Source organism: Campylobacter ornithocola, from assembly GCF_013201605.1.
Classification (GTDB): Bacteria; Campylobacterota; Campylobacteria; order Campylobacterales; family Campylobacteraceae; genus Campylobacter_D; species Campylobacter_D ornithocola.
Map to the genome: position 1 here is coordinate 782,981 of NZ_CP053848.1, position 18,873 is coordinate 801,853.

General features: G+C 27.5%; 19 protein-coding genes, 1 tRNA gene and 1 pseudogene. 12 read left to right on the top strand and 9 right to left on the bottom strand.

Annotation, left to right across the window (positions count from 1 at the left end):
• Nucleotides 1–30 precede the first annotated feature (30 nt).
• Nucleotides 31–774 (top strand): substrate-binding domain-containing protein, encoded by a 744-nt coding sequence (locus tag CORN_RS04120; RefSeq protein ID WP_066007921.1) that lies wholly within the window; start codon nt 31–33, stop codon nt 772–774.
• A gap of 45 nt (nt 775–819) precedes the next feature.
• Here the strand turns inward: CORN_RS04120 and CORN_RS04125 are convergent, their stop codons facing one another.
• Nucleotides 820–1,392 (bottom strand): YceI family protein, encoded by a 573-nt coding sequence (locus CORN_RS04125; RefSeq protein ID WP_066007922.1) that lies wholly within the window; start codon nt 1,390–1,392, stop codon nt 820–822.
• Nucleotides 1,393–1,461: 69 nt separating this feature from the next.
• Nucleotides 1,462–2,127: a 7-cyano-7-deazaguanine synthase QueC gene (queC, locus tag CORN_RS04130; protein ID WP_066007923.1), complete on the bottom strand. Its 666-nt coding sequence runs from the start codon at nt 2,125–2,127 to the stop codon at nt 1,462–1,464.
• Between the two features lie 52 nt (nt 2,128–2,179).
• Here queC and ybeY point away from each other — a divergent pair, with 52 nt between their 5' ends.
• Complete coding sequence (ybeY, locus tag CORN_RS04135; protein WP_066007925.1) at nt 2,180–2,590, top strand: rRNA maturation RNase YbeY; 411 nt, start codon at nt 2,180–2,182, stop codon at nt 2,588–2,590.
• Nucleotides 2,591–3,559 carry a DUF3298 and DUF4163 domain-containing protein gene (locus CORN_RS04140; protein WP_066007927.1) on the top strand — a complete coding sequence of 323 codons (969 nt, stop codon included), beginning with the start codon at nt 2,591–2,593 and terminating at the stop codon, nt 3,557–3,559.
• Between the two features lie 2 nt (nt 3,560–3,561).
• Here CORN_RS04140 and CORN_RS04145 read toward each other — a convergent pair whose 3' ends face one another.
• Nucleotides 3,562–3,972: a PepSY-like domain-containing protein gene (locus CORN_RS04145; protein ID WP_066007929.1), complete on the bottom strand. Its 411-nt coding sequence runs from the start codon at nt 3,970–3,972 to the stop codon at nt 3,562–3,564.
• Nucleotides 3,973–4,086: 114 nt separating this feature from the next.
• On the opposite strand from CORN_RS04145, the gene CORN_RS04150 reads away from it, so the two are divergent.
• Together CORN_RS04150 and CORN_RS04155 are read left to right on the top strand one after the other, a co-directional pair.
• Nucleotides 4,087–4,617, top strand: a complete 531-nt coding sequence (locus CORN_RS04150; RefSeq protein ID WP_066007931.1) for a rhomboid family intramembrane serine protease — start codon at nt 4,087–4,089, stop codon at nt 4,615–4,617.
• A complete protein-coding gene (locus CORN_RS04155; protein WP_066007934.1) occupies nt 4,614–5,105 on the top strand; it encodes a SixA phosphatase family protein in 492 nt (163 codons plus the stop codon). Before CORN_RS04150 ends, CORN_RS04155 begins: the two co-directional genes overlap by 4 nt.
• 418 nt (nt 5,106–5,523) lie before the next feature.
• On the opposite strand, the gene CORN_RS04160 is transcribed toward CORN_RS04155, so the two are convergent.
• The gene (locus CORN_RS04160) at nt 5,524–5,724 is read right to left on the bottom strand and encodes a hypothetical protein (protein ID WP_066007936.1); all 201 of its coding nucleotides are present in this window, start codon (nt 5,722–5,724) and stop codon (nt 5,524–5,526) included.
• 94 nt (nt 5,725–5,818) lie between these two features.
• Here CORN_RS04160 and CORN_RS04165 point away from each other — a divergent pair, with 94 nt between their 5' ends.
• From CORN_RS04165 to CORN_RS04180, 4 genes are all read left to right on the top strand, one after another.
• A complete protein-coding gene (locus CORN_RS04165; protein ID WP_066007938.1) occupies nt 5,819–6,502 on the top strand; it encodes an aspartate/glutamate racemase family protein in 684 nt (227 codons plus the stop codon).
• Nucleotides 6,502–7,569: a tyrosine-type recombinase/integrase gene (locus tag CORN_RS04170; RefSeq protein ID WP_066007945.1), complete on the top strand. Its 1,068-nt coding sequence runs from the start codon at nt 6,502–6,504 to the stop codon at nt 7,567–7,569. The genes CORN_RS04165 and CORN_RS04170 overlap by 1 nt, the downstream gene beginning before the upstream one ends.
• A gap of 45 nt (nt 7,570–7,614) precedes the next feature.
• Entirely contained in the window at nt 7,615–7,983 is a 369-nt protein-coding gene (locus CORN_RS04175; protein WP_066007947.1) for a hypothetical protein, read from the top strand.
• Nucleotides 7,984–8,059: 76 nt separating this feature from the next.
• Nucleotides 8,060–10,537, top strand: coding sequence for an autotransporter outer membrane beta-barrel domain-containing protein (locus CORN_RS04180; protein WP_172663979.1), 2,478 nt, complete (start codon nt 8,060–8,062; stop codon nt 10,535–10,537).
• Nucleotides 10,538–10,606: 69 nt separating this feature from the next.
• Here CORN_RS04180 and CORN_RS04185 read toward each other — a convergent pair whose 3' ends face one another.
• A complete protein-coding gene (locus CORN_RS04185) occupies nt 10,607–11,461 on the bottom strand; it encodes a DMT family transporter (protein ID WP_066007951.1) in 855 nt (284 codons plus the stop codon).
• Nucleotides 11,462–11,552: 91 nt separating this feature from the next.
• Here CORN_RS04185 and murA point away from each other — a divergent pair, with 91 nt between their 5' ends.
• Nucleotides 11,553–12,809 (top strand): UDP-N-acetylglucosamine 1-carboxyvinyltransferase, encoded by a 1,257-nt coding sequence (gene murA / locus CORN_RS04190; RefSeq protein ID WP_066007952.1) that lies wholly within the window; start codon nt 11,553–11,555, stop codon nt 12,807–12,809.
• Complete coding sequence (locus CORN_RS04195; RefSeq protein ID WP_066007953.1) at nt 12,806–13,966, top strand: molybdopterin molybdotransferase MoeA; 1,161 nt, start codon at nt 12,806–12,808, stop codon at nt 13,964–13,966. The genes murA and CORN_RS04195 overlap by 4 nt, the downstream gene beginning before the upstream one ends.
• Before the next feature lie 35 nt (nt 13,967–14,001).
• On the opposite strand, the gene CORN_RS04200 is transcribed toward CORN_RS04195, so the two are convergent.
• On the bottom strand, nt 14,002–14,298 hold the full coding sequence (locus tag CORN_RS04200) for a hypothetical protein (protein WP_066007954.1): 297 nt from the start codon (nt 14,296–14,298) through the stop codon (nt 14,002–14,004).
• Nucleotides 14,299–14,404: 106 nt separating this feature from the next.
• Here CORN_RS04200 and CORN_RS04205 point away from each other — a divergent pair.
• A tRNA-Gly gene (locus CORN_RS04205) sits at nt 14,405–14,479 on the top strand.
• Between the two features lie 4 nt (nt 14,480–14,483).
• On the opposite strand, the pseudogene CORN_RS04210 reads toward CORN_RS04205, so the two are convergent.
• The 3 genes and pseudogenes from CORN_RS04210 to CORN_RS04220 form a co-directional block, all read right to left on the bottom strand.
• Nucleotides 14,484–15,737 (bottom strand): annotated as a pseudogene (locus CORN_RS04210) (Cj0814 family flagellar-dependent secreted protein).
• Between the two features lie 112 nt (nt 15,738–15,849).
• On the bottom strand, nt 15,850–17,889 hold the full coding sequence (locus tag CORN_RS04215; RefSeq protein ID WP_425337389.1) for a TonB-dependent receptor domain-containing protein: 2,040 nt from the start codon (nt 17,887–17,889) through the stop codon (nt 15,850–15,852).
• A gap of 23 nt (nt 17,890–17,912) precedes the next feature.
• Entirely contained in the window at nt 17,913–18,842 is a 930-nt protein-coding gene (locus tag CORN_RS04220; protein WP_066007960.1) for a siderophore ABC transporter substrate-binding protein, read from the bottom strand.
• Nucleotides 18,843–18,873: the final 31 nt, after the last annotated feature.

Here is an 18,873-nt window from a genome sequence, read left to right on the forward strand (position 1 = left end):
ATACCTTCAATTTTTATTTAAAGGGTATATATGAAAAAAATTTTATTTTTAAGTTTATTTACAGCAGTAGCATTAAATGCTGAAATTTTAGTTTATGGTCCAGGTGGTCCTGCTCCTGTTTTAAAAGAACTTGCAAAACAATTTGAAGAAAAACATGGAGAAAAAGTTATTGTTAATGCAGGACCAACACCTAAATGGATTAAACAGGCAAAAATAGATGCTGATATTATTTATTCAGGTAATACTTCTATGATGGATGGGTTTATCAAAGCTATGCCAAAACATATTAAAATTGATGATGTTCAAGTTTTAAATGCTAGAGGTTCTGGTGTGATAGTTAGAGCTAATAATCCTAAAAAGATTAAAAAATTTGAAGATCTTTTAAAAGATGGTGTTAATGTTATGGTCGTTGATGGAGCAGGGCAGGTTGGTTTATATGAAGATATGGCCTTAAAAACAGGAAAAGTTGAAAATCTAGAAAAATTAAGAAAAAATATCAAAGTGTATGCAAAAAATTCAAAAGCAGCGGTTGATGAATGGAAGAATAATACAAATATTGATGCTTTAATTATTTGGACGCACTGGATCAAAGCAGTTGGCGAGAAAGAAAATAAATTTATCAAAGCAGATAAGAGCTCAATTATTTATAGAGCAGCTGAAATAGTACCAACTCAAAAAGGAATAAAAAATCCAAAAGTAGCTGAATTTATTAAATTTATACAAAGCAAAGAAGTACAAAAAGTTTGGGAAAAAGAAGGTTGGCTAGCTAAGTAAAACAAAAAAGCATTTTATTTTTATAAAATGCTTTTTTTATAAATATTATTTTTCATTAATTTCTGCTTCTATATTGATTTGTACTTCATTGCTAAGTGTTAGACTAGAAGTATCGGGAGCAAATTTAAAATCACTTCTTTTGATTTGACCTTGTAAAGTAAATCCTGCCTTTTCTTTACCGCTATCTGTTTTGATAACTCCGCCAATTTCGGTATCTAAAACAATATCTTTGCTTACACCAGCAATATTTAATGAACCATACATTTTACCTTTTTCATTAGAAATTTTTTCATATTTACTCATGGTAAAAGTAATGTTTGGATAAGTTTTTGCTTTGAAAAAATCATCTTGTTGCAAGTGTGCATCTCTAGCTTTATTTTCAGTATTTATAGAGGCAATTTTTATATTTGCTTGAAGCTTGTTAAATTCAAATTTAGTACTATCAAAATCAATTACTGCATCATAGTCTTTAAAATTTCCATTTACATTGCTAATTTGTAAATGCTTAATTTTAAAACCAACATTTGTGTGAGCTTTGTCTAAGCTAAATTCTTTACTTAAAGCATTGCATGCTAAAATAGAAGTAACTAACAAAGAGCCAAGTAATATTTTTTTCATGTTTTTTCTCCTTTAATATTTAAAGATTATACTATATAAACAAATAAAAAATATTAATGAATATATTTTTTAGATATATTCTATAAAATCATTAATATTAGCTTCTTTAAAACCTTTAAGTCTTAATAAACAGCTATCGCATTTACCACAAGCCTTATCCTCTCTTTCATAACAAGACCAAGTGTGTTCTAAAGCTACTTTTTCTTTTAAAGATAGATTAACTATTTGTCCTTTACTTAGATGAATTAATGGGGTTTTAATTTTTACATTGTAAGTTTTTGTAGTACCTTCGTTAATAAATTCACTTGCTTTTTGTATAAATTTTTCACTACAATCAGGATAGCCACTGCTATCTTCTTGTACTACTCCTATAAAAATACTTTCACATTTTTCTTTTTCAGCTATAGCTCCTGCAATAGAGAGAAAAATACCATTTCTGAAAGGAACATAGGTGTTTGGTATTTCTTTTTCGTGGAGTTTTTCCTTTGGAATTTCTAAATTTAAATCTGTTAAAGAGTTGCCACCAATATTAGCTATAAAAGAAACATCTAAAATATATTTTGTTTTTATGCTGAGTTTTTCACAAATTTTATTAAAACATTCTCTTTCTTTAAGCATAGTACGTTGATTGTAATCAAAATGCAAAGCAATGATTTCATATCCTTCTTTTTTAGCCAAATATGCACATAAAGTACTATCCATACCACCGCTTATAATACAAAGAGCTTTTTTCATATTTTTCCTTAATTTTGATATAATTTGAAATTATAAAATCAAAAGGATAATAATGATTTTTTGTGAAGAAGAAATGGAAATTTCTTTTCTTGAAAAAATTGCTAAAAAGATGAGTGATAAAAATATAGAACTTGTTTTAGTGGATGAAAAAACTATGCATGAGATCAATTTTAATCAAAGAGGGATTGATAAAACTACTGATGTTTTATCTTTTCCTTTGGTTCAAAATTGTGAAAATTTGCTTGGTAGTATTGTGATTAATTTAGATGAAGTAAGTAAAAAAGCTATAGAGTATAAACATAGCAATGAAGAGGAAATATCATTGCTTTTTATACACGCTATGCTTCATTTACAAGGTTATGATCATGAGATAGACCAAGGACAAATGAGACAAAAAGAACAAGAATGGATTGAGTATTTTAAACTACCAAAAAGTTTAATTGTAAGAGTACAAGGAGAATAAATGTTTAAAAGAATTGCTTTTAGCTTAAGTTTGTGTATAAGTTTATATGCTTATAGTGAAAATACATTTACATTAAATGTTTTAACTGGAAAAGAATTTGATATTTATTTATATAGCTCAACAAAGAGTAATACTAGTTACGGGTTTGTCCAAACAAAACAAAAACAATACAGCTTTTGGGGTAGTGCTAAGAATAATGAGTATTATATAGATATAGTAGATTTTGGAACTTGTGTTTTAAGAGATACTCATAAAAAAAATTTCGAAGCCTTGTGTAAAATAGATGGTATAAAAAAAGAATTTAATTTTTTAGTGAATAAATCAAATGCAACTATTTATCAGTTGTCGCTAAAGAAGCAAAAGCAACTAGAAAACAAAAAGAGTATTGAATTTGATTTTAGTGAAGATATATTAAAACTATCAAGTCAAAATAAAAATTTAGAAAAAATAATTGACGATTTTAATGAAAATTTAGATAAAGATTCTTTAAAACAAAAAATAGAAAAAAACTTTGATAAATGGAATAAAGAAGATATCTCCAATAATGAATTTTTTTCTCAAGCTTATGTGTTTTATCAAGATGAGTATATTATTTCTTTAGGAAAAAATATTTATGAGTATAAAGGTGGTGCTCATGGTATGACTAACTTTTTGAGAAAAACTTATAGTATTGATGATATGAAACTTCTTAGGTTAAAAAATGAGTTAAAATTAGAAAATGAGGATTTTCAAAATATGATCAAACAAAAAATTTTAAGCTTATATAATGAAAATGAGTTGTTTGATATTAAAGAATTTAAAATAAGTGAAATTTTTGAAGTAAGAAAAAACGGTTTAAGTTTGATATGGGAGCCTTATGATATAGCTCCTTATTCTACTGGAGTAATTGAAATTTTTATAAGTTTTGATGAGTTAAAACCTTTTTGGAAAAATAATTCAAAATTAGCTTATTTGAGTAAAGTCAAATAAGTCTAATCATCAAATTTTTGCCTTAAAATAATTCCGTTATTATCAATATAAAGTTTCATTTGATTGTTGAGTTTGATTTTATAATAAGAAATTTTTCTTTCTATTTCTATGATTGCTGTATTAGGATAGGTATTTTTAATGGTATTTTGTATTGCTAGTGGTAAAATAGCATAATTTAGTGATCTAAAATTTTCAGCCTCTTTAAATTCCCCATTAAGTGAAAACTCAATTTCACTTCCATCACTTAAATAAATTTCATAAGAGTAGCCATCTTGCTCCACCAAGCCTATTTCTGCATTAAAATAGTTTTTGATAAATTGTTTGATATTTGCTGGTAAAGAATCAGGAGCTATAACTATGCCAGCATTAAGAGTGTTTAGAGTGATTAAAAAAGCTAAAGTTAGTTTTTTCATTTTTAACCTTATTTTGTTTTTTGACGATATTGTATCTTATTAGTGTGAATTTTGTGTGTAAGCTAGAATTTAAATAGCTTTTTGTTATAATTATTAAAAATGCAAAGTAGGGCAATGATAGCTTCTTTTTTAATCGCTTTAAATATTGTTATATTTGTTTTTGTGAATTATCTTTATTTTGGTTCTTCAAATTTAGATGTTATTTTAGGTTTAAATTTATTTCTCTTTCAAGGGTTTTATTGGCAAATTTTAAGCTCAATGTTTATGCATGGAAATTGGGCACATTTGATTTTAAATATGATAGTACTTTTTCAATTTGGCTCTATGCTTGAAAAATATTTAAAAAGTTTTAAATTTGCATTGCTTTATTTAATTGGCGGAATTCTTTGTTCTTTACTTAGTGCTTTTTATGTGTATTTAAGTTTTGATGGTAGTTTTGTAAATGTAGTGGGTGCAAGTGGTGCTATATGTGTTTTAATGGGATATTATGCATATTTAGATAAAACCGCCACCAAAGGGCTTATCGTAGCTATATTGTTAATGAGTTTTGTGCCTATTTTTATGGGTGTAAATGTAGCTTGGTATGCACATATTTTTGGCTTTTTATGTGGATATGTTTTAGGTAAATTTAAGGTTATAAGATGAAATATATCTATTTTATCCGTCATGCTAAGGCTCAAAAAGAAAATTACGATCAAGACTTACAACGAGAGCTTAGTTCTAGTGGAAAAGATGATCTAAAAACTATGATTTATAGGATTAAAGATTTAGATTTTACAGCTCAAAGTATTATTTCAAGTCCTGCTAGGCGTTGTATAAAAACAGCACAAAAACTCTGCAAAAGTTTTTCTTTAAAAGAAAAAGATATTAAGATAGAAAAAAGCTTTTATGATGGTAATTTAAAGGAAGTGTTAAATTTTATAAAAGAATTAAAAGAGAGTAGGGTAGTGTTAATTATGCATAATCCTTTATTGCAAGAACTTTGTGAATATTTAACTCATATAGATTTAGAAAGCTTTCCAACTTCTGCTATTTTATGTATGCAATTTGATATAAAAGAATTTAAAGATATAAAAGAACACAGCGGGGAAGTTGTGTTTTTTGATTATCCTAAAAGTCAAGAAAATAGCTAATCTACATTTTTAACTTCAATTTTATTTAAGTAAAAATATAAACTAAAATTTAGTTGAAATAAAAAATATACATCTTTGGTCTTTCATAGCTACATAAAATAACTTATAATATTTTTCAAAAAATTATACTTATTTTTTTATGGATAAGTTATTTTAATTCAAAAGTTAAAATGTTATAAAATACTATATTATAATGATTTTAAAAGATATTTTACTTATGAAAGTACAGATAAATATAAAAGTTTGAAAATTATAGTTTTCAATACAAAATATATATAATTTCAAGATTTTACTATTTATCATATAATTATACATATATATTAAGTTTATATTAAAATATTTTTATAGACTAAAAAGGTTAAAATTATAAATGAAAGAAAATTAACATAAAAGTTTAGATTATAAAGAGTTTTTAGGTTTATTTGGATTTTTGGATTAATCTTGAAAGTTGTCTTGCTAAAAGTTTAGCACTATTTTCATCTTTGCTAAGTTTTTTCATATTTTCTCTAAATTCATAAAGTCTTTTTTCTTGTGAAAAGTCATTATTTAAAGTATTATTTTGTTTTGAGGTATTGCTTTGATTTACTTGCTTTTGTATAGTTTTTTTCTTGAAAAACATATTATCACCTTATTTTGTTTTTATAATTATAGCTTGATATTTTTTAAGTAAGATTTTTTTATAATTTTTATATTAAATTTAAAAGGAAAAAAGTTTGAAAACTATAGGTTTAATAGGTGGAATGAGTTATGAAAGCACGCTTAGTTATTATGAAATAATCAATAAATTAACCAATGAAAAATTAGGAAAATTACACAGTGCTAAGATAGTTTTAACTAGCGTTGATTTTGAAGAGATAGAAGAGTGTCAACGCAAAAATAATTGGCAAAAAGCGAGTGAAATTTTAACTCAACATGCCCTACTTTTGCAAAAAAGCGGAGTTGATTTTATATTAATTTGTACCAATACTATGCATAAATGCTATGAAAGCGTACAAAAAAATATTCAAATTCCTATTTTGCACATAGCCAAGGCTATGCTTTTAGAGCTTCAAGAACAAAGCATTGATAAAGTATTGTTGCTAGGGACAAAATATACTATGTTAGAAGATTTTTATAAGCAACTTTTAACGACTTCAAATATTGAAGTTTTTATCCCTAGAAATGATGATATTTTAAAGCTTAATGATATTATTTTTAATGAGCTTTGTAAAGGTATTATAAAAGAAGAATCAAAAAGATATTTAAATGGTTTAATTACTCAATTTCCACAAGCTCAAGGGGTGATTTTGGGCTGTACTGAACTTGGTTTGATTATAAATGAGAGCTCTAAAAAGCTATTTGATAGTGCTTATATTCATGCGAAAATGGCTACTTTAAAAGCTTTGGAGAATGTGTGATGAAATATCCGCTAGATTGTGAAGAAAATTTTGAAAAATCATTTTTATTTTGGCTTTGTAGATATGTGAAATTTAAGCTTAATTCTTTATCAAATAAAGAATTAAAAGATCCACGGGCTTTAGCTATGGTAAATTTAGCCTTAAGCAAAGGTGTTAAAAATATACAAGAGCTTGATGCTTATGTAAAAAAAGCTAGAAATGCAGGGCTTGGTGGTGTAAATACGTATTTTAATCCTTTGAAAAAACTTTATGAGTATTTGTTGTTTTATAAACTTTATTCATTAAAGCAAATCGATGAAGAGCTTTTGGTAGAAATTTTAGCAAGCATTAGTGCTTCTTTATCTGATGCGAGTAAGAAAAATTACCGCATAGCCACAATTAATTTTTTTGCATTTTTAGATAAGCAAAATGAGGAAGATCAAAAGGCACATATTTTTGATATTAATCTTAAAAACTGGGCAGGTATAAGTGGTTCTAAGGGAGTTAAGCTACCTGAGTATATGAGTGAAGATGAAGTGAGTAAATTTTTAGATGCTATTGATAGTACAGACTTTAAAAGCAACACTATACGCAATCGCTTAATTATTAAAATCATCATTTTTACAGGAATTCGAGTTAGTGAAGCTATTAATATAAAATTAAAAGATATTAGCGAAGAAAATGATCTTTATATTATACGCATTAGAGCTAAAGGCAATAAATACCGCGTTGTAATGATTAAAAAAGAGCTTATAGAACATCTTTTAAAAGATGTAAAAGTAAATTATCTTTCTTGCGATGGACTTTTATTTGTTAATCGCAACGGCAAAGCCCTAACCCAAGCTTATATTTCTCGTATAGTAGAGCAAATTTTATTTAAAGCTGGGATCCGTAAGCAAAAAAATGGAGCTCATATGTTAAGACATACTTTTGCTACCCTACTTTATAAAAAGCAAAAAGATTTAGTCTTGGTTCAAGAAGCATTAGGACATGCAAGTTTAAATACTTCAAGAATTTATACTCATTTTGATAATGAAAAGCTAAAATTAGCTGCAGAAGTAGCCAAAAAACTTCATGATAGAACTTAATTTTTTATAAAAAAATCCGATATATCCTTAAAGAAAGGATATATCATGCAAATAAATGACTATGCTAGTAAAATCAATCCTTATGTTTTAAATATTCAAAAAGAAGAAAAAGAAAGTAAAGAGAGTAAGAATTTTATAGAATTTAAACTCACTCAAGGTGTAAAAGAGCTTGAAAAAAGCGTTAAAGAAAGTCAAAATGGAGAAAAATCAGAAGATGAGTTAAGTAAACTTTATAAAGAACTTTCTAAAATACAAGCTAAAATAGTAGAATTAAATGCTAAATTACAATCAAGCCAAGATCCTCAAAAAGCTCAAATGATTAATTCTCAAATTCAAAGTTTAAATTCACAGATGCAAAGTATTTACGCAAGGATAACTCAAATGTTATCTCAAGCAATGCAAGCCGTTAAATAAGTTTTTGTATCTATAATTTAAGGGGTATTTTTTACTTTTTATTGTATTATCAAAGTTTAAAAATTAAGGAGTTTAAATGAATTGTAGGTTGCTATCTTCATTGATTTTGGCTAATGTGTTATACGCAAATACTGGATGGCAAAATAATGGAGATACTTTAAGTTATTGCAGTGGACAAATAAATTGTACTGTTTTTGAAAATGTAAATAATGATAGTTTAATTTTTAATAATGGGGGGGGGGAAAATGGCTCTTTAGTAATACAATCAGACGATAATTCTGTTGTTAATATTTCCTCTAACTCTACTTTTATAAAAAATCAAGGTACTATAGATAAAATAAGCATAAATTCAGATTTTAATAATAATACTAAAGGGCATTATTATTTTATTAATAACGATAAAACAATTAATTCTATTATCGTCAAAAAAGATATAGTTTTCACAACTAGTCAAGGTATTATCCATAATCAAGGGTATATAGAAACTATAACAAATAATGGAACGATTAATAGCATTGGTGATTATATATTGTTTAATAATATTGGTAATGTAAAACATATTATCAATAATGGAACTATAAATACTAATTCAAATTTATATGTTGGTGGTTTGCAAGGTGCTAAGCTGAGTGAATTTAAAAATAGTGGAATTATAAAATATTACGGTACAAGTGGAAATCTTAGATCTTTAATCACAATGTTAGAAGGTGAATTAGATATATTTCATAATACAAAAACAGGGATTATTAAATCAAATCAAACAATTTTGGAAAACTGGGGTAAAGTTAAAATTGACACTTTTAATAATGAAGGCTTAATTGAAGTAGATTCAACTAAAGAAGATAATGATTATGCTATTGAATTTTCTCATTTAGAAGATAAGGATTATAATGAATATGGTATAAATAATTTCCACAATAGTGGTAAAATCATAGTAAAAAATAGCACAAAAGGTGGTGCTATTTATATTTCTAGAGTTAAAACATTTGCTAACACTGGCATTATATCTTCAGATAATGCTAGTGCAGTGATTTTAGGTACAGTAGATACTATCACTAACACAGGCACTATATCAGGTAAAATTGGTATAGGTTTATTTAGCGGTGATATACCTATTGATACTGCTTTTTCTAATACTGGTTCAATCAAATTTAAAGGAAAAAGTGGAGCTCATATTAATTTAGATAAAGATTATAATAATAAATTAAATATCGCAGATTATAATCTTTTTATAGCTCAAGATGCTAATGCTTTCTCATCTAATGATTTTGGTATAAAAGATAAAGATTTTGATAATTTTGATAGTTTAAGTAAACAATCCCACATCATAATTTCTTATGATAATGCACACAACAATGGCATAGATTCTTTAAAAAACATAAACTTTAAAAAAGGTAGTATAAGACTTAATGTAGATGATATGATAGGAAAAGGTTTTAAATTAAATACTTACTATAGTACTAATGATCTAATCTTAGTTAATGATGGTAGTGGTACTTTAACTTCAGCAGGAGATAAAGTAAATAATGGATATGGTTTAGGAAGCGTAGATTATCTAGCGTCTATGAGTAATAATATCTACGAAATAGCTTATAAAAACTCAAGTTCTAAGCAAGATTATAATGATACTTTTTCTATCAATGTTCAAAAACAAAATTCTAAATCTTATGTTGCCAATCAAGCTTCTAATGTGAGTAATATAAGAAGAATACATTTTATTAATGATGTTATTTCTGATGAGATAACTAAAATGAAAGAAGATAATTATTTTTACGCTAAGGCTTATTTTGTAAATGATAATTATGATTTAGCTCATAATAATGGTAAATTAGACGGCAATGGATATGGAGTTTTATTTGGTTTTAGTAAAAACTTATATGATGATTCTATCATAGGTGCTTATGTGGGTTTAGAAACTCAAGATTTAGATAATAATTTTAATCGTTTAAGCATAAAAGATCAAGTCTCGTTTGTTGGATTAAACTATTATAAAAAGATAAAAAAATTTAATAAGAGTGATTTATATATAAAAACCCAAGCTAGATCTTCTTATGTAGATTCTAAAATAGATAGAATTTTAGAATCTAAAGAAGAGGATAAATATGGAAGTTTTTCTTTAGGTGTTTCTGCGGGTTTAGGGTATGATTATTATTTTAATGATAATTTCACCATACAAGCTAGAACAAACATAGACTATGATAGACTTGAACATGGTGGTTTTACTTTAGGCAATGAAAACTATCATTTAAGTCATATTGATTTATACGCTCTTAGTCAAGAATTAAAGGGTATTTATATGATTAATGATAAATTTTATACTAATGCTTCTTTAGGAGCTAAAGTAAATATAAAAGATTATTACTATGCTGATTTTGAAATAAATGGAACTAATTATAAAGATAAATACTATCTTGATAGAATGTATTATTTTGCACAATTAGAATTTTCTTATATTATTACTCCAAAATCTAATATATCTTTATCTTATAATGGTTTATATTCAGATAGATTAACTTCTCATAGTGGTGTTTTAAGTTATAGATATTTATGGTAGTTTTAGCACAGAATTCTCTCACAACCCTCTAATCATAAAAAAATGATTAGGGTCGGTTTTTGTAATACATTATTTTTTAGCATTTAAAAAAACACTAAGAATAATTAGACTAAAAGCAAAAAGATCTATTGCACTATAAATAGTATCTAAAAATAAAAAACTCATAAAAGCAGCAGCCACAGGTTCTATGCAAGCTATCATACTAGCCTTAAAAGCTCCTATTAATTCAACTCCTTTTAAATATAAGCAAAAAGCTCCTATTGTACCTATAAATATAATCCCACTCATAGCCAAAAAGGAGTTTAAAGAAAAATCATGTTTTGGGATATTTCCTTGTAGTAATGTAAAAAGCAAAAAAGAAGCGAATAGACTAGCTAATCCCATGATTAAAAACAAGCCATATTTTGATATGATAACCCTAGCACTTAAAGAATAAAATGCTACCCCAATAGCTCCAAAAAATGCCCAAATAACACCTCTTATATCAAGTTTTAATGTTGTAATATCTCCATTTGTTATGAGTAAAAACAAAGCAAAGAGTATCAAAAACAAAGCAATCAATTCTATCTTTTTAGGAAAAATCTTATTTTTAAAACACATAAAAAGCATTATAATTAGCGGTGCGTTGTATTGTATCATCGTAGCAGTTCCTGCGTCGGTATAGTAAATAGCCTTAAAATAACCATATTGTGTTATTAATAAACCAAAAATAGAAAAAATTAAAAGAGAGCTGATTTCTTGTTTTTGTTTTAGTAATTTTAATTTGAAATTTTTTGCACCTAAAATTATTAAAATAATGCCTGTAAAAAACAAGCGATAAAAGCTTACATACTCAGCAGAGTAGTGATTTTTAAATAAATATTCAGCCAAAACTCCACTAATGGCCCAAAATATCCCACCAAGTATAACCAAAAAAACTCCCAAAAATATCCTTTAATCATATAATATTTAATTTTTATAATGTTTGTAGTAAAATAATATTATATCATTAATGTATGTATTTTAAGGGAAAATAATGACTTATTTAGAGATTGATGGTGTTGAAAAATTAAACGGAGAAGTGATAATAAGCGGTGCTAAAAATGCTGCACTTCCTTTGATAGCTTCAAGTATTTTAGCTAAAAATGAAGTACAAATTTCAAATTTACCAAATGTTGCAGATATTTGCACCCTACTTTCTTTGCTTGAAAATTTAGGAGCAGATTATACTTTTAAAGATAATTTTGCAAAGATAAATACTAATAACCTAAGCAAAACTATAGCAAAATATGACATAGTGCGTAAAATGCGTGCTTCCATACTTACTTTAGGGCCTTTGTTAACTAGGTTTGGAAATTGTGAAGTTTCTTTGCCTGGAGGATGTGCTATAGGGCAACGTCCTATTGATTTACACCTTTTGGCTTTGGAAAAAATGGGAGCTAATATTGAAATTAAACAAGGTTATGTGGTAGCTAGTGGAAAGCTTAAAGGTGTTGATGTGATGTTTGATAAAATTACCGTTACAGGTAGTGAAAATATCATCATGGCAGCGGCTCTAGCTCATGGTAAAACTAGACTTTTAAATGTTGCCAAAGAACCTGAAGTGGTTCAACTTTGCGAGGTTTTAGCTAGGGCTGGACTTGATATACAAGGCATAGGATCTTCTGAGCTTGAAATTTATGGTACAGATGGAGAGCTTTTAGAATTTAAACCTTTTGAAATTATACCTGATCGCATAGAAGCAGGAACTTACTTGTGTGCAGGAGCTATTACTAACTCAAAAATCACTCTAAAAAAAGTTAATGCAAGCCATCTTAGTGCGGTTTTAGCAAAACTAGAGCAAATGGGTTTTAGTTTTGATATTAATAAAGATAGTATTAGTATTAATCCTGCTAAAGAAATTAAACCAGTTGAAATTTTAACTAGTGAATACCCAGGTTTTCCAACGGATATGCAAGCACAATTTATGGCTTTAGCTTTAAAAGCAAATGGTACAAGTATCATTGATGAAAGATTATTTGAAAATCGCTTTATGCATGTAAGTGAGCTTTTAAGAATGGGAGCTGATATAAGATTAAATGGGCATATTGCTACTATAAATGGCACTAAAGAGCTTTTAGGGGCTGATGTTATGGCTACTGACTTGCGTGCATCTTCTGCTTTGATTTTAGCGGCTTTAGCGGCTAAGGGTACAAGTAAAATTCATAGAATTTATCATCTTGATAGAGGTTATGAAAATTTAGAAGAAAAATTTAAAAAGCTAGGTGCAAGTATTAGAAGGCTTGAAGAATGAGAGATATTTTTGCAACTTTAGAGTTTTTAAAAGAACAAATCAAAGCAAAAAATGAATTTCAAAAAGTAAATTTAACGCAAGCTTTGGGGTGTATTTTATATGAAGATGTTTTTGTGAAAAAAAATCTACCTGCTTTTGATAATTCTGCCCTAGATGGCTATGTGTTAAATTATGCACATAAGAATGAGTTGCTAGAAATAAAAGGAAGTATTTTAGCAGGTGATAAAAATGATTATATTTTAGCTGGAAACGAATGTTATAAGATTATGACAGGAGCTAAAATTCCTCAAAATGCAAATACTATTTTAATGTTTGAAGAAGCTTTACTTGAAGATGAAAAACTCAATGCTAAAAATGCTAAAAAAAACAATGCCATCCGTTTTAAAGGCGAGGAAGCAAAGCTTGGGGAGCTTTTGTTTAAAAAGGGGCAAAAAATCACTTCAAGTATGATAGCTATGCTTGCTGCTCAAGGGATTTATGAGTTAAATGTCGTTAAAAAAATGCATGTTGGAATTTTTTCAAGCGGAGATGAGCTTGTAGAGCCTTGGGAAAATGCTGATGAATATAGCATATATAATGCAAATGCATTTGGAATTTATGCTATTTTGAAAGATTATGCTGATGTTGAGTATTTAGGGCTTATAAAAGATGATTTAAGTGCATATAAAAAGCTTTTAGAAAACAAACAATTTGATATGCTTATAAGTAGTGGTGGAGCTAGCGTGGGAGAAGCTGATTTTATCAAACAAGCTTTGATTGAATGTGATTTTAGCCCTATTTTTGAAAAAGTCAATGCTAAACTTTGTAAGCATGTAAAACTTTTTAGCAAAAACGATATGCTTTTTCTAGCTCTACCAGGAAATCCTTTAGCTTCTTTGGTTTCAACACACATTTTTGCAACAAACATACTAAATTTACTTTATGGTAGAAGTCTTTTAGAATTTGATAAAGCAAGATTAACTAAAGACTTAAATTTCAAAGGTCAAAGAAATGATTTTGCTTTTGGAAAATTAGTTGATGGGTGTTTTGAACCAAGTGAAGTTAAATTTGGTTCGGGTATGCTAAAGCCTTTATGTGAAAACACGCATATTTTAATTACTCAAATTGATGATATAAGACTAGCAAAAGATCAAGAAGTGAAAGTTTTAAAAATTTAAAAGGGTATATATTACCCTGCTCTACTTTAAAGTGATTAACTTCTTGCTTTATCTAAAGTTTTAAAAAGATTATTTAAGATGTTTTCTTCATTTTTTTGGTATTTGCTTTGGCGTAATTTATCCCAAGCATATACACTATAATCTTTAGAAATTGAACCTATACTTAAATCTGTATTGCTAAAAGCATTGTTGATATCTTTTTTATACTCTTTTTCTTCTTTGTCTTTAAGTGCATTAAGTGTAGCTTGAAATTCATCTGAAGATGTGTTTTTTTCTTTGATTTTTGTCATATTGTTTAGAGCTAGCGGACTATTTTTGTCATTTACTTGCATGAGAACTCCTTTGAAATTTAATGAACACAAGCAAAAAACATTCCTTAATTTTAAAAACTTGACAATAAAATAAAGTTTTGATAAAATCACACTCTACTTTAAAAATGCGGGAATAGCTCAGGGGTAGAGCACAACCTTGCCAAGGTTGGGGTCGCGAGTTCGAATCTCGTTTCCCGCTCCACTTTTTACACCCTAGTTTGATTTAAAATATTATTTAATTTATCCATTACAGAATTTATATAAGAATTTATACTTTCATTGCTAGGAGAGTAGCCACTAGCTTTAGTTTGATTAAATTGATTATCAAACCAAGCTCCACCATAACCTATGCTTGAATTTTGCCAAGCAATATTATTTTCTTTGGCATAAATTTTAGAATCAAGCCAACCATCTTGAGCATATGCTTTTAAAATTTGTGCAAAATCGACTTTACCTGTCATAATATCATTTAAAGAGGCTAAAGAACCATCAAAACTTTCTTTTGCCATAGCTTCAATATGTGCTTTAGCTAATGGGTTTAATGTTGTATTACCACCTTCTAAAACCTCTCCACCACTAGATTTTAAAAAACTCATAAATAAAGCTTCTTTAGTATAGCTCCCATCTTCATTTTTTGGATAAACAGACATATCAGGATTAAAAGTATCTTTTGCTATATCGCTATCTAAATTTTGAGTTTCCATACTTTCAGGTGAAAAATCTAATTTTTTCAATCCTGTATTGATAGAATTTTGCATTCCTATGTTATCTATAGCATTGTATTGCTCTTGTGCATCATAAAAATTTGTTATAGTTTGACTATCTAAATTTTGAAACATAAACTTAAAATCTGTATTATAAACGCTATAACCTTTTGGTAAAGAATTTAAATCTTCTATGCTAAAACTAGTCTTATTAGAATTTTCAAAACTATGATTTATGATTTGATCAAATTTAGAATAATATTGTCTTATAGTATCAGCCATATCTATATTTGTATAGTAATTTGAAATGCCTAAATAGTTTGCAGTGTTTTCTTTAAAACTTGTATTAAATCTATATAACTCATCTAAAGTAGATTTATGTATCTTAAAATCTTCAGGTAATCCTGCAGCTTTATTAAAATCACTTCCCATATATCCTTTAGCATCTACACTATAACCATAAGCCATAGAAGCAATTAGCTTGTCTATATTTTAAAGCATAAATAGAATTTTAAAATCGCTTGATATATGATAATTATGAGAATCGCTTTTAATGCTATTTTGATTTAATGTTGCTTCATTGAGTGCTAATGTTTGAGTATTATTACTTTGAGTTTCAATTAATTTACTAGCATTTTGTTTAACAAAAGTATTTGCAAAATTTGTTTTTGAACTTGTTTTATTTTCTTTATTTGCTTTTGTTTGTGAAATGATAGAACCATAAGAGAAATTATCATTTATGCTAAATATACTCATTATGCAATTCCTTAGATTTAGATTTTGCCCTCAATCTTCAATCTTGCATTTTTACAAGCAAATTTTATTCCCTAGATTTTAAAATTTTTTCAAGTAAATACTTGAAAAAATTTTAAAATGAGTATTTATAACTTAACCAAAAACTCCTACCTTCTGTATAGTCTTGATAGCGATTAGCATAACCTGTTGGTAGGTCATTTGTTGTTCTTCCTGTTACACCTGGATCAAAAAAGTCAGTGTCTAAAAGATTTTGAATACTAAAGCTAATACTTTGTTGCTTATCAATTTTATATGTTGTTCCTAAATCTACTATGTAAAAATCTTTATATTTATCCCAAGGCATTGCAGAAACTTTACCTCCTTTGGACTTTGCTATAGTATCAAGTCTTGCACGAGCTTTTATGTAAGAATTAAATTTACCCTGCTCATAATTTAAACGAATCATAGCAATATGACGAGGTAAATTTTCTATTTTATCTCCCCCAAGAACATTTTTCTTTCCATCTTTATAGCGATTATCCATAAAAGTATAACTAGAGTTTAAACTAAAACCATTGTAAGAATCTGTATTAAAAGCTATCTCTAAACCTTTTGTTTGTGTTTTTCCAAGATTGATTATTTTTGAGCAAGTTATCCCATTGTCACAATCAATCCCATTTTGTATGCCTGAAAGTTCTTCTGAGCTTATTTGATTAGTAAAATTGGTTACAAATGCTGTAATGGAAGAATTTGCAAAATCAAATACTCTAAAATTAATACCTAATTCATAATTGGTGCTTTCTTCTGGTTTTAAATCTGGATTACCAAAAGATGCGTCTGAAGAATCATAATTGTAATATCCATTGGTAAGTTGTTTAGCTGCTGGAGTTTTATATCCCATTGCTATTCCACTTTTTAGTGCTATCTTGTCGTTGATATGATAGATTAAGTACAATCTTGGAGTTAATTTAGAGTTGAATAAATCGCTATAAATATAGCGCAATCCTGTTGTAAATATTAAATCATCTGTGATGAAATATTCTCCCTCTCCGTATAAAGCTAAAGTAGTTTGATCTAAATTTTTACCTTTTATTTGACTACCTGCACTAGAACTATCATTTTTTAACATTTCATAATCTATTCTAGTGCCAATACTTGTAACTAAATTACCATAATTTTTTAAATCCCATGGTAAAATAACTTTACTCTCTCCTACCCATATTTGACTATGCAAGTCCGGATCTTTTGTGCTACCATATTGTAAATAAGTATTAGTTGTTCCAAAATCATAACTCCCATCATGATTTAAGATAATATTATCTTTGAATAATTGTCTTTCGCTTTTTACTGCTTTACTACTTGTAGAATTAACAGATATTTCATTAATATAGCGTTCTATATCAAAATAAATATTATTATAATCATCAATAGTATAATTTAATCTACCACCAAAACCTAGGCTTGTGAAATACCCTGGACTATGTGAAGCTATTTGATAATTACTTGGTTTTTGATTTCCAGTATTATCATATACTGGAGTTGGCCATTTTAAATCACTTTCTTGTTTATCATAATATTTAAATCTAGCTGAAAAAGATAATTTGTCTTTTATAATAGGAGAGGCTATGTAAGCATTAAATCCTCCAGCGTTTCCATATTTTTTGGAATGTTGTTGTAATAAAGTATTAAATTCTATACTTGCTTCAGCCTTATCAGGATTTTTCTTAGTGATGATATTTATTACGCCACCTACTGCATCACTACCATATAAAGTTGATGCTGGACCTCTTATTACTTCTATTCTTTCTATCATTGAAGATGGAGGGAGGTATCCTGACTCACTTCCACTAAAACCATTTTCATAAAAACCATTAGCAACGCTTTGTCTTTTTCCATCTATTAAGACAAGAGTATATGCACTGCTAAATCCTCTGATACTAAAGTCATATGTTCCTGTTTTGTTCATAGTAATATCAACACCTGGAATATCTGCTATGGCTTCACCTATGTCTTTGATGGGTTGTGTTTGTAATTTTTCTTTTGTAATTACAGAAATAGAAGCTGGTGCATCGACTAAATCTTGTTCATAACCGCTTGCAGATATAACCGATTCATCAAGCAATACTTGCTCTGATGCTACCAAAGAACTTTGTGAAAATAATGCACATAGCATATATAATCTAATATTTTTAAATGTCATTTTTTATCCTTATTTATATCTTTAATTATTTCTTCTAACATAATTTTTATAGATATTAATCCACCGCCTGAGAGGTACCAATATTCAGGATTTATATAAAATATATGATTGTTTTTATATGCATTTGTTTTTTTGACTATAGGATTTTCAATGGTTTTTCTAGCATTTCCCTCACCACCTACTATTGCATCTCTATCTACGACAAAAATATAATCTGGATTAATTTTAAGAATATATTCAGATGATATGTTTTTTCCGTGAGTACTAACAGATATATTTTCATCTGCTACCTTAACATCTAATACATCGTGTATAATTCCAAAGCGAGATTTTGATCCAAATGCTGACATTTTATTAGCATTAGTAAGTATAATCAAACCTTTTTTAGTTGGATTAATTTGTGATTTAAAATGATTAATATCTTGCGATAAAACATTAAATTTTTCTTTTACCAGTTCTTTTTTATCAAATATGTCTCCTAAAATATTTAAATTATTCTCAAAAGAGTTTAAATAATCCTTTGTATCTACTGGTAAATAAAGAGTGGGAGCTATTTCTTCGAAACTTTTAAAATTTTTGGCTTGTCTTCCCGAAACAATGATAAGATCAGGTTTTAATTTATATATAGTCTCAAAATTTGGCTCTTGAACACCACCAACATTTTCAACATTTTTAAAACTATCTAAATATTTGGGTAAATTTTTTAATGGCACACCTATGACTTTGTCACTTAAATTTAATTCTTTTAAAGAATCTAAAATACCATAGTCAAACACAATAACTCTATTGGGATTTTTTATCACCTTAGTGTTGCCTAGCTCGTGTTTTATTTCTAATAATGTCACATTGGAGTCTTCTATATATTCTTGTTTAGAACAACCAAACATTAAAAACATAGCTAATATGCAAAAAATAGTTTTTTTCATTTTTATCCTTTTATTTGAATTTTATAAAATA

Coding starts and splice junctions, on each gene's coding strand:
- CORN_RS04120 (WP_066007921.1), top strand. CDS start 31: ATGAAAAAAATTTTATTTTTAAGTTTATTTACAGCAGTAGCATTAAAT.
- CORN_RS04125 (WP_066007922.1), bottom strand. CDS start 1,392: ATGAAAAAAATATTACTTGGCTCTTTGTTAGTTACTTCTATTTTAGCA.
- queC (WP_066007923.1), bottom strand. CDS start 2,127: ATGAAAAAAGCTCTTTGTATTATAAGCGGTGGTATGGATAGTACTTTA.
- ybeY (WP_066007925.1), top strand. CDS start 2,180: ATGATTTTTTGTGAAGAAGAAATGGAAATTTCTTTTCTTGAAAAAATT.
- CORN_RS04140 (WP_066007927.1), top strand. CDS start 2,591: ATGTTTAAAAGAATTGCTTTTAGCTTAAGTTTGTGTATAAGTTTATAT.
- CORN_RS04145 (WP_066007929.1), bottom strand. CDS start 3,972: ATGAAAAAACTAACTTTAGCTTTTTTAATCACTCTAAACACTCTTAAT.
- CORN_RS04150 (WP_066007931.1), top strand. CDS start 4,087: ATGATAGCTTCTTTTTTAATCGCTTTAAATATTGTTATATTTGTTTTT.
- CORN_RS04155 (WP_066007934.1), top strand. CDS start 4,614: ATGAAATATATCTATTTTATCCGTCATGCTAAGGCTCAAAAAGAAAAT.
- CORN_RS04160 (WP_066007936.1), bottom strand. CDS start 5,724: ATGTTTTTCAAGAAAAAAACTATACAAAAGCAAGTAAATCAAAGCAAT.
- CORN_RS04170 (WP_066007945.1), top strand. CDS start 6,502: ATGAAATATCCGCTAGATTGTGAAGAAAATTTTGAAAAATCATTTTTA.
- CORN_RS04175 (WP_066007947.1), top strand. CDS start 7,615: ATGCAAATAAATGACTATGCTAGTAAAATCAATCCTTATGTTTTAAAT.
- CORN_RS04180 (WP_172663979.1), top strand. CDS start 8,060: ATGAATTGTAGGTTGCTATCTTCATTGATTTTGGCTAATGTGTTATAC.
- murA (WP_066007952.1), top strand. CDS start 11,553: ATGACTTATTTAGAGATTGATGGTGTTGAAAAATTAAACGGAGAAGTG.
- CORN_RS04195 (WP_066007953.1), top strand. CDS start 12,806: ATGAGAGATATTTTTGCAACTTTAGAGTTTTTAAAAGAACAAATCAAA.
- CORN_RS04200 (WP_066007954.1), bottom strand. CDS start 14,298: ATGCAAGTAAATGACAAAAATAGTCCGCTAGCTCTAAACAATATGACA.
- CORN_RS04215 (WP_425337389.1), bottom strand. CDS start 17,889: ATGCTATGTGCATTATTTTCACAAAGTTCTTTGGTAGCATCAGAGCAA.
- CORN_RS04220 (WP_066007960.1), bottom strand. CDS start 18,842: ATGAAAAAAACTATTTTTTGCATATTAGCTATGTTTTTAATGTTTGGT.